This window comes from Streptomyces sp. NPDC045968 (assembly GCF_056430475.1).
In genome coordinates, this window is record NZ_JBWKLF010000004.1 from 365,370 (window position 1) to 375,623 (window position 10,254).

Sequence of the window (10,254 nt, forward strand, 5' to 3'; positions counted from 1 at the left end):
GGCGGGGTCCGGTTCACGCCAATTCCGGGGTCCGCGGGGGAGCGGCGTACGCGAACGGCCCCCGTGGGGATGGTGATTCCACGGGGGCCGTTCGTCACGCGGTCGCGACAGGTGACGCGGTGGGGCTCAGTCGGTCGGCCGCTTCAGGCGCGCCACGAACTTGTAGCGGTCGCCGCGGTACACCGAGCGCACCCACTCCACCGGTTCGCCGTGTCCGTCGATCGAGTGACGGGACAGCATCAGCATCGGCAGGCCGACGTCCGTACCCAGCAGTCCGGCCTCGCGCGGGGTGGCGAGCGAGGTCTCGATCGTCTCCTCGGCCTCGGCCAGCCGGACGTCGTACACCTCGGCGAGCGCCGTGTAGAGCGAGGTGTACTTCACCAGTGAACGGCGCAGCGCGGGAAAGCGTTTGGCCGAAAGGTGGGTGGTCTCGATCGCCATCGGCTCACCGCTGGCGAGGCGCAGACGCTCGATCCGCAGGACCCGGCCGCCCGCGGTGATGTCGAGCAGGCCGGCGAGCGCGTCGTCGGCGGTGATGTACCCGATGTCCAGGAGCTGGGACGTGGGTTCCAGCCCCTGGGCGCGCATGTCCTCGGTGTACGAGGTCAGCTGGAGCGCCTGGGAGACCTTCGGCTTGGCGACGAAGGTTCCCTTGCCCTGGATGCGCTCCAGCCGGCCCTCGACGACCAGCTCCTGGAGCGCCTGACGCACCGTGGTGCGCGAGGTGTCGAACTCGGCGGCCAGGGTCCGTTCGGGGGGTACGGGGGTACCGGGCGGCAGGGTGTCGGTCATGTCGAGCAGATGGCGCTTGAGCCGGTAGTACTTCGGTACGCGTGCCGTACGCGTACCCGCACCGGTCTCGTTCTCCGTACTGCCCCCGTCGGCACCCATGGCCCGCCTTCCCGACTGCTGCGTTGCTGCCGTCACCGGCTCCTCCGTCTGTCGCGGCTCACATGGTGGCACGGTCCGGTCACGGGTCGTCGCCCTCCCCTAGGTGTCGGTCCTATAACGGACGCGAGTGCACTTCTTATACACCCTTGACACCCCTAAAGGTCTAGGCCAAGCTCCCGGTACTGGTCTAAACCATTAAAGACCAAGTCCCAGCCCCACAGGCAGTACTCGTCGTACGTTTCCGCGGTGGGCGGGGGGTTGCTGGTATCCCTGAGGAGGGTGTGGCATGAAGCGCAAGCTCATAGCGGCGGTCGGCGTCGCGGCGATGATGTCCGGTATTGCGGCGTGTGGTGGGGACAGCGACAACGCTTCGAAGGACCCGAAGGACCGCTCCGAGGAACTGACCGTCTGGCTGATGGTCGACGCGCAGAGCACCTGGCCGGAACTGGTCAAGGACGTCAACGCGCAGTTCAAGAAGAAGTACCCGAAGGTCAAGGTCAACGTCCAGTACCAGCAGTGGGCGGACAAGGCCAAGAAGCTCGACACCGCCCTCGGCGGAGACAAGTTCCCGGATGTCGTCGAGCTCGGCAACACCGAGACGATGCAGTACATCCTGAACGGCGCGCTCGCCGAGATCGACCCCGGGAAGTACGACAACTCGGACACCTGGATCAAGGGTCTGAAGGACACCTGCACCTTTGAGGGCAAGCAGTTCTGCGTGCCTTACTACGCCGGTGCGCGGGTGGCGATCTACAACAAGGACATGTTCAAGGCCGGCACGGGCAGCGACGCGCTTCCGCAGACCGAGGCCGAGATGCTCACCGCCCTCGACAAGGTCTCGGCCGAGTACAGCAAGAAGGACAAGCGCTTCTCGTCCCTCTACCTGCCGGGCCGTTACTGGTACGCCGCCATGTCCTACGTCGCGGCGTACGGCGGCTCGATCGCCGAGTACGACGAGGGCGCGAAGGAGTGGAAGGGCAACCTCTCCTCCCCCGAGTCCCAGAAGGGCATCGAGCACTTCATCAACCTGGTGAAGAAGTACAACAAGGCCGACATCACCAAGGACGAGCAGGACCACGCCAACGTCATGGCCAACGAGAAGGCGGCCCTGATCTACGGCAACGGCTGGGAGTCCGGCTCCGTCATCGACGGCGCCAACAACGGCAACCCGAAGCTCAAGGACAAGATCGCCACGGCCGGCATGCCGGGCCCCGAGGGCAAGGCGCTGCCGTCCTTCATCGGTGGCTCGGACCTCGCGGTGACCGCGAAGTCCAAGGTCACGGACCTCGGCGAGGAGTGGGTCTCGCTCTTCACCAGCGAGAAGTCGCAGGAGGTGCTCGTCTCCAAGAACATCCTCCCGAACAACGAGAAGCAGCTTGAGCCGCTCAAGGCCAAGCCCGAGACGGCCGCCATCGCCAACGCGGTGCCGGACGCCTGGTTCACGCCGATCGCACCGGGCTGGACGTCCATCGAGAAGGACGAGGTCCTGGAGAACATGCTCCTGGCGATCCTCAAGGGCACCTCGGTGGCCGACGCGGCCAAGAAGGCCGACGACGAGATCAACGCGCTGATCAACAAGTAACACGCCAGGGCCTTCGGCTCTCCAGGCGGGGGCCCGGCACGCACCGGGCCCCCGCTTCCTTTCGTAGACGTATGCCGTGATCTCCGGGTGCAGCCCCCGGAATCCCGATGGAAGGTCAGCCACGTGACTGCCGCCGACACCAAGGCCGCCGGGCCGCCTCCGGTACCCGTACCACGTGGTCCGGAAGAGACCGGGCCGTCGTCCCCTGCGAAGGACGCCAAGCCGCGCGCCAAGCGGCAGCGCAAGAAGGGCGAACTCCTTCCGTACTTCCTGATCCTGCCGGCGATCCTCGCGATCGCCGCGGTGTACGTCTATCCGCTGATCAAGACCGTGATCATGTCCTTCCAGGACATGGGCCGGGCAGCCCTGTGGGGCAACGGCGACACGCCGTGGGTGGGCTTCGAGCAGTTCACCAACATCCTGGGTGACCCCGAGTTCTGGCAGGTCACCGGCCGTACGGTCGTCTTCATGACGATCTGCGTGGTGCTGACCATGGGGATCGGCCTGCTGATCGCCCTGATGATGCTGCGCCTGTCCACCTGGGTCCGGCTCACCCTCACCGTCGCACTCATCGCCGCCTGGTCGATGCCGCTGATGGTCGCCGCGTCGGTCTTCCGCTGGCTCGCCGACTCCGACTACGGCCTGATCAACACCCTCCTCGCCGACCTCACGGGCAACGAGGACAAGTGGCTCGGCCACAACTGGTTCCTCGACCCCTGGCAGGGCTTCGGCATCATCACGCTGCTGGTCGTCTGGGGCGCCATCCCGTTCGTCGTGATCACGATGTACGCGGCCCTCACCCAGGTCCCCAAGGAACTGGAGGAGGCGGCCTCCCTGGACGGAGCCACCGCGTTCGGTGTCTACCGCTATGTGACCTGGCCGGTCATCAAGCCCGTCTTCACCATGGTCGCCACCCTGTCGGTCATCTGGGACTTCAACGTCTTCGGCCAGATCTGGCTGCTGCGCGGCAACAAGCCCGAGCCCGAGTACGAGACCCTCGGCCTCTACTCCTTCTCCAAGGCGTTCGAGTCCACGTCCTTCAGCCAGGGCAGTGCGATCGCCTTGATCACCGTCCTGATGCTCTCCGGTGTCGCCGTGTACTACCTGCGCCAGCTGATCAAGACGGGAGAGGTCGAATGAGCACCTCCACAGCCCCGAACACACCTGCCCAGGTTCTGCGGCCCGACCGCAAGAAGAACCGGCTCGGCTACAACATCCTGGCCCTGGTCACGGCGGCGCTCATGGCCTTCCCGGTCTACTGGCTGATCATCAGTTCGCTGCGCCCCAACCACGAGATCCGGTCCTACGACCAGACGCTCTGGCCCTCCTCGCTCACCTTCGACAACTTCGCGCGCGCGGTGAAGCAGGACAACTTCGGCACCGCGATCCAGTCGAGCCTGATCGTCTCCGTCACCGCGGTGGTCGGCGGAATGATCATCGCGACGCTCGCGGCGCTCGCCATCGGACGCTTCCGCTTCTTCGGGCGGAAGGCGCTGATGATGGTGATGATCCTCGTCCAGATGCTGCCCCCGACCGCGATGCTGATCCCGATCTACCTCCAGCTCAACGCCATGGGCGGTATCGACGAGTACTGGGGGCTCATCGTCGTCTACCTGGTGTCGACGCTGCCCTTCGCGACCATCATGATCCGCGGTTTCGTGATCAACATCCCGGTGGAGCTGGAGGAGTCCGCGATGGTGGACGGCTGCACCCGCATGGGCGCCTTCCGTCGCGTCATCTTCCCGCTGCTCGCACCGGGGCTCGCCGCCGCGTCCATCTTCGCGCTCGTCAACGCGTGGAACGAGTACCTGTTCGCGTACATCCTGATCAACGACAACTCCAAGTACACGCTCAACGTGTGGCTGATGACCTTCACCACCGAACGCGGTACGGACTACGGCGCCCTCATGGCGGCCTCCACGCTCATCTCCATTCCGGTCGTCATCTTCTTCATGATCATTCAGGGGAAGATGGCCACGGGTCTCACCTCAGGCGCCGTGAAGGGATAAGGCCCCATGACCACGCTCGTATCCACCACGGACACCGTCACGCGCGACGCGCTCGCCGTGCTCCAGCCCGGATTCACCGGCACGACCGCCCCCGACTGGCTGCTGCGCAGGGTCGGCGAGGGCCTGGCCTCCGTCGGGCTGTTCGGCCGCAACATCGAATCGCCCGGTCAACTCGCCGCACTCACCGCCCAGCTGCGGGCCGAGCGCGACGACGTTCTCGTCGCGATCGACGAGGAGGGCGGCGACGTCACCCGGCTGGAGGTCCGTCACGGGTCCTCGTTCCCGGGCAACTTCGCCCTCGGCTCGGTCGACGACGTGGAGCTCACCCGGGCCGTCGCCCAGGAACTCGGCCGCCGGCTCGCCGAGTGCGGCGTCAACCTCAACTGGGCGCCGTCCGCGGACGTCAACTCCAACCCGGCCAACCCGGTCATCGGCGTACGGTCCTTCGGCGCCGACCCCCAGCTCGTGGCCCGGCACACCGCCGCGTACGTCGAGGGGCTCCAGGCCGCGGGAGTCGCCGCCTGCACCAAGCACTTCCCGGGGCACGGCGACACGGCGGTCGACTCGCACCACGCGCTGCCGAGCATCGATGTGTCCCTGGACACCCTGCACGCCCGTGAACTGGTGCCTTTCCGCGCGGCCATCGCGGCGGGTTCCAAATCGGTGATGAGCGCGCATATCCTGCTTCCCGCGCTCGACCCGAACCGCCCGGCGACGCTGAGCCCGCAGATCCTGACCGGTCTGCTGCGCGAGGAGCTGGGCTACGACGGCCTCATCGTCACCGACGGCATGGAGATGCAGGCCATCTCCGCGACGTACGGGATCGAGCGCGGCTCCGTCCTCGCGATCGCCGCGGGCGCCGACGCGATCTGCGTCGGCGGCGGGCTGGTCGACGAGGGCACGGTGCTGCGGCTGCGCGACGCCCTGGTGTCCGCGGTACGTGGCGGAGACCTGTCCGAGGAGCGGCTGGCGGACGCCGCCGCCCGCGTACGTGCTCTCGCGTCCTGGACGCAGGGGGCAAGGGGGGCTGTCTCGGAGCCGGGTGCGGCAGTGCAGGAGGGGACCGCGCCCGGCACCGGAGTCAGCACGGACATCGGTCTCGTCGCGGCCCGCCGCGCGGTACGGGTCACCGGCACCGGCGCACCGCTGACCGGACCGGCGTACGTCGCCGCGTTCACCCCGGTCGCGAACATCGCGGTCGGCGACGAGACCCCGTGGGGCGTCGCCGCCGAACTGACCCGGCTGCTTCCGGGCACCGGCACCGACACGTACGGCGGCGACAGCGCGGCACCTGCCGCCGACACGCTGCGGGCGGCGGGGGAGCGGCGCATCGTCGCGGTCGTCCGCGACCTCCACCGGCACGTATGGATGGCGGAGGCGCTCGACGCGCTGCTGGCGGCCCGTCCCGACACGATCGTGGTCGAGATGGGACTCCCGCAGGCGGAACCGAGGGGCGCCCTGCACATCGCCACCCACGGGGCGGCCCGGGTATGCGGCCTGGCGGCAGCAGAAGCCATCACAGCCACCTGACCCCGCCCCACCCCGACCTCAGCCCCGCCCAGCCGCCCAGGCCGGCCGGGGCTGAGCCCATCTCGGGGGCCGCCCCTGGCCCGTGCGGGGGCCAACCCCAGCCCGTCCGGCGATTGGGGACAAAGCCGTTCGCCGTACGGGCGACGCACGCAAAAGGGCCGGCACACCCCTCGGTGCCCCGGCCCTCGTGCAACGAAGAACGTCTAAATCCCCTGCCACGCCGGCTTCGCCGCATACGTGGCCCGGAAGTAGTCCCCCAGCTTCAGCTTGGACGCCGCCGCCTCGTCGACCACCACCGTCGCGTGCGGATGCAGCTGCAGCGCCGACGCCGGCACGATCGAGGCGACCGGCCCCTCCACCGTCTGGGCGACCGCGTCGGCCTTGCCCTCACCCGTGGCGAGCAGGATCGGGTGCCGGGACTCCAGGATCGTGCCGATGCCCTGGGTGATCACGTGGTGCGGCACCTGGTCGATGTCGTCGTCGAAGAACCGCGCGTTGTCGATCCGCGTCTGCTCGGTCAGCGTCTTGATCCGCGTACGGGAGGCGAGCGAGGAACACGGCTCGTTGAACCCGATGTGCCCGTCGGTACCGATGCCGAGGAGCTGGAGGTCCACTCCGCCCGCCTCGGCCAGCGCCCTGTCGTACGCCTCGCAGGCGGCCTGGACGTCCTCGGCGGAACCATCGGGGCCCATGAAGGACGCCTCGGACAGCCCCAGCGGCTCCACGACCTCGCGCAGCACCACCGAGCGGTACGACTCGGGGTGCCCGGGCCGCAGCCCGACGTACTCGTCGAGCTGGCAGATGCGGGCGCGCGAGGCATCCACGGCCCCGGAGCGCACCTTGGCGGCCAGCGCCTGATAGATGGGCAGCGGGGTCGAGCCGGTGGCAACGCCGAGCAGGGCGTCGGGCTTGCGGCTCAGCAGGGCGCCGATGGCCTCCGCGATGAGCTCTCCGCCTGCCGTTGCGTCCGGGACGATGACAACTTCCACGCTGTGCCTGCCGATCTGAAAGGTGGAGTCATGTGGTATAGACCAATCAAGGCTCCAATCTAGCAGAACCGGGCAGCCCGGAGGTGAAGTGCTCACACACCGGCCCACCGGTTCGCCCCGCTGGCGGCTGCCCGCCCGGCCGTGGTCGACTTGTGCGAGCCGGCGGGTGCGAGCCCGTACGCCCACACCGCATGGGAGGCACCCCACATGTCCGCCACCTCTTCGGCCGTGCAGCAGGACCAGGGCGACCAGCCCGGCCGGATCATGTCCGGCGAGATGGCCGAACAGCCGGCCATGCTGCGCCGCATCCTCCAGCGGGGCGCCCCCAGAATCCGCGAAGTGGCCGCCGAGATCGCCGCGAAGAAGCCCCGGTTCGTCCTGCTCACGGCCCGCGGTTCCTCGGACAACGCGGCGCTCTACGCCAAGTACCTGCTGGAGATCCGGCTCGGACTGCCCTGCGGTCTGGCCTCCATGTCCACCACGACGGCCTACGGCGCCCGGCCGGACCTCACGGACGTCCTGGTGATCACCGTCAGCCAGTCGGGCGGCTCGCCCGACCTGGTCGCCTCCACGAAGGCCGCCCGCGCCGCCGGAGCGATCACCCTCGCGGTGACGAACAACCCGGACTCCCCGCTCGCCGCGGTGTCCGAACACAGCATCGACATCCTCGCGGGCCCCGAGAAGGCGCTGCCCGCGACCAAGACGTACACCGCCTCGCTGCTGGCGCTCTATCTCTTCGTGGACGGACTGACCGCCGGAGACGGTCCGGCCGCCGCCGAGGCCCTGCCCGGCCTGGCCGAACAGATCCTGTCCCGGAAGGACGAGGTCAGGTCCCTCGCCTCCCGCTACCGCTTCGCCGAGCGCATGGTCATCACCTCGCGCGGTTACGGCTACCCCACCGCGAAGGAGGCGGCCCTGAAGCTGATGGAGACCAGCTACATCCCCGCGCTCTCCTACTCCGGTGCCGACCTGCTGCACGGACCGCTCGCCATGGTCGACAACATCTCCCCGGTGATCGCCGTCGTCACCGACGGCCGGGGCGGCGAAGCGCTCCAGCCGGTGCTGGACCGTCTGCGGGGCCGTGGCGCCGACCTCTTCGTGGTCGGCCCGAAGGCCCAGGTGGAGGCCGCTTCCGCGGGCTTCGTGCTGCCGACGGCGGGGGTGGCGGAGGAGTTGCAGCCGATCCTGGAGATCCTGCCGCTCCAGTTGCTGGCGTACGAGGTGACGATGGCCCGCGGCCAGGACCCGGACGCGCCGCGTGCCCTGGCCAAGGTCACCGAGACGCACTGACCGCCGGGGCCGGAGAGGTCACGGCGCCGGTACGTACCTGGAAGCACCCGCACGCCCCCGGAAACACCCGCGGGCCGCGGCGCCAGGACGGGACCCTCAGCCCATCCGGCACCGCAGCCCGGAGTTACGCGGCCGGCGGTGTGCGGTTCCTCCGGCCGAGGGAGGCACCGGCGCAGTCAGGGCAGAGAGCGCCGGGTGCCTCGATCCGTTCTCCTGTGCGGGGAGAACGGAGGTCTTTCCTGTGCATTGTGGACTAGACCAATCATCCGTGTCCATCCGTGCGCACAGCAATTCCGGCGGAACTTCCCGCCTCCCCCTCTCTCACGGGGCAGCGGGACGTTCGGTTCGGTACCCCCGAGTATCCACGGGTACCCTCGCACACGTGCCCTCCATGAACGACCTCGTCCGCCAGCACACAGCCCTGAGTGAGACCGACCTCGAGTGGCTCCATCTGCTGGTCTCGGAGTGGCAACTGCTCTCCGACCTGTCCTTCGCCGACCTCGTCCTGTGGGTCCCGACCCGCGACGGGACCCGCTATGTGTCCGTCGCGCAGATGCGGCCCAACACCGGCCCCACCTCCTACCAGGACGACATGGTCGGCCATCTGGTGCCGCGCGGCCGGCGGCCGCTGCTGGACGCCGCGCTGGACGAGGGCCGGATCGTGCGCGAGGGCGACCCGGAATGGCGCGAGGAGGTGCCGGTACGGGTCGAGTCCATCCCCGTACGCCGCGAGGGCCGGGTCCTCGGAGTGATCGCCCGCAACACCAACCTCCTCACCGTTCGTACGCCCTCGAGGCTGGAGCTCACCTACCTCCAGTCCGCGTCCGACCTGGCCCAGATGATCGCCGCCGGGTCTTTCCCCTTCCCCGGTCAGCAGGTCGACATGGACGCGTCGCCACGCGTCGGCGACGGGCTGATCAGGCTCGATGCCGACGGGATCGTCCAGTACGCCAGCCCCAACGGCCTCTCGGCCTATCACCGTCTCGGCCTCGCCTCCGACCTCGTCGGCCACCACCTCGGCACCATCACGGCCGAGCTCGCACCCTCCCGGGGCCCGGTGGACGAGGCGCTGGCCAAGATGGCCAGCGGGTACGCGCCCCGCGAGTTCGAGGTCGAGTGCGCCAGCGGCGTGATCCAGTTGCGGGCCATCCCGCTCAAGCCCAAGGGCGTCCGCATCGGTTCGCTGGTCCTCCTGCGGGACGTCACCGAACTGCGCCGCCGCGAGCGCGAGTTGATCACCAAGGACGCCACCATCCGGGAGATCCACCACCGGGTGAAGAACAACCTCCAGACGGTGGCCGCCCTGTTGCGCCTCCAGTCCCGCCGGATGGATTCCGAGCAGGGCCGCGAGGCGCTCAACGAGGCGGTACGGCGCGTCGGTTCGATCGCGATCGTGCATGAGACGCTGTCTCAGAACCTGGATGAGCGGGTCGAGTTCGACGAGATCGCGGACCGCGTCATCGCGATGGTCGCGGAGATCTCCCCGGGCAAGGTCACCTGCCGGCGCACGGGCCGCTTCGGGATCCTCGATGCGGAAGTAGCCACTCCGCTCTCGATGGTGCTCACCGAGGTGTTGCAGAACGCCCTGGAGCACGCCTTCACCGTGGCCGAGCGCGGCACGGTGGAGGTCTCGGCCGTACGGGGCGGATCACCGTCCGACGCACGGCTGCTGATCACCGTGTCGGACGACGGGCGCGGACTGCCGGAGGGCTTCGACCCGAAGAGGGCCGGGAATCTCGGGCTCCAGATCGTGCGGACCCTGGTGGAGGGCGAATTGGGCGGCACCTTCGACATGGTCCCGGGTCCGGAGCAGGGCACCCAGGTGATCCTGGACATCCCGGTGGGTTCGGACAAGTAGACGAGCACGCACAGCAGTGGGGGGGGGGGGGGGGGGGGGGGGGGGGGGAGGGGGGGGGGGGGAGGGGGGGGGGGGGGGGGGGGGGTAGGGGGGGGGGGGGGAGGG

8 protein-coding genes are annotated in these 10,254 nt (G+C 68.9%); 6 read left to right on the forward strand and 2 right to left on the reverse strand.

What is annotated here, in order from left to right; genetic code table 11:
- Window positions 1-126 precede the first annotated feature (126 nt).
- On the reverse strand, window positions 127-891 hold the full coding sequence (locus tag AC07FA_RS14515) for a GntR family transcriptional regulator (protein ID WP_383783726.1): 765 nt from the start codon (window positions 889-891) through the stop codon (window positions 127-129).
- Between the two features lie 286 nt (window positions 892-1,177).
- Here AC07FA_RS14515 and AC07FA_RS14520 point away from each other — a divergent pair, with 286 nt between their 5' ends.
- From AC07FA_RS14520 to AC07FA_RS14535, 4 genes are all read left to right on the forward strand, one after another.
- Entirely contained in the window at window positions 1,178-2,473 is a 1,296-nt protein-coding gene (locus AC07FA_RS14520; RefSeq protein ID WP_479075616.1) for a sugar ABC transporter substrate-binding protein, read from the forward strand.
- 123 nt (window positions 2,474-2,596) lie between these two features.
- Window positions 2,597-3,613, forward strand: a complete 1,017-nt coding sequence (locus AC07FA_RS14525; protein WP_479075617.1) for a carbohydrate ABC transporter permease — start codon at window positions 2,597-2,599, stop codon at window positions 3,611-3,613.
- Window positions 3,610-4,482: a carbohydrate ABC transporter permease gene (locus AC07FA_RS14530; RefSeq protein WP_479075618.1), complete on the forward strand. Its 873-nt coding sequence runs from the start codon at window positions 3,610-3,612 to the stop codon at window positions 4,480-4,482. Before AC07FA_RS14525 ends, AC07FA_RS14530 begins: the two co-directional genes overlap by 4 nt.
- 6 nt (window positions 4,483-4,488) lie before the next feature.
- Complete coding sequence (locus tag AC07FA_RS14535; protein WP_479075619.1) at window positions 4,489-6,012, forward strand: glycoside hydrolase family 3 protein; 1,524 nt, start codon at window positions 4,489-4,491, stop codon at window positions 6,010-6,012.
- A 203-nt stretch (window positions 6,013-6,215) separates the two neighbouring features.
- Here AC07FA_RS14535 and nagB read toward each other — a convergent pair whose 3' ends face one another.
- Window positions 6,216-7,001 carry a glucosamine-6-phosphate deaminase gene (nagB, locus tag AC07FA_RS14540; protein WP_479075620.1) on the reverse strand — a complete coding sequence of 262 codons (786 nt, stop codon included), beginning with the start codon at window positions 6,999-7,001 and terminating at the stop codon, window positions 6,216-6,218.
- Between the two features lie 207 nt (window positions 7,002-7,208).
- On the opposite strand from nagB, the gene AC07FA_RS14545 reads away from it, so the two are divergent.
- Both AC07FA_RS14545 and AC07FA_RS14550 read left to right on the forward strand, forming a co-directional pair.
- Window positions 7,209-8,291, forward strand: coding sequence for an SIS domain-containing protein (locus AC07FA_RS14545; protein WP_479075621.1), 1,083 nt, complete (start codon window positions 7,209-7,211; stop codon window positions 8,289-8,291).
- Between the two features lie 391 nt (window positions 8,292-8,682).
- Entirely contained in the window at window positions 8,683-10,149 is a 1,467-nt protein-coding gene (locus tag AC07FA_RS14550; RefSeq protein ID WP_479075940.1) for a sensor histidine kinase, read from the forward strand.
- The last annotated feature ends 105 nt before the right edge of the window (window positions 10,150-10,254 follow it).

Coding starts and splice junctions, on each gene's coding strand:
- AC07FA_RS14515 (WP_383783726.1), bottom strand. CDS start 891: ATGGGTGCCGACGGGGGCAGTACGGAGAACGAGACCGGTGCGGGTACG.
- AC07FA_RS14550 (WP_479075940.1), top strand. CDS start 8,683: ATGAACGACCTCGTCCGCCAGCACACAGCCCTGAGTGAGACCGACCTC.
- AC07FA_RS14545 (WP_479075621.1), top strand. CDS start 7,209: ATGTCCGCCACCTCTTCGGCCGTGCAGCAGGACCAGGGCGACCAGCCC.
- AC07FA_RS14530 (WP_479075618.1), top strand. CDS start 3,610: ATGAGCACCTCCACAGCCCCGAACACACCTGCCCAGGTTCTGCGGCCC.
- AC07FA_RS14535 (WP_479075619.1), top strand. CDS start 4,489: ATGACCACGCTCGTATCCACCACGGACACCGTCACGCGCGACGCGCTC.
- AC07FA_RS14520 (WP_479075616.1), top strand. CDS start 1,178: ATGAAGCGCAAGCTCATAGCGGCGGTCGGCGTCGCGGCGATGATGTCC.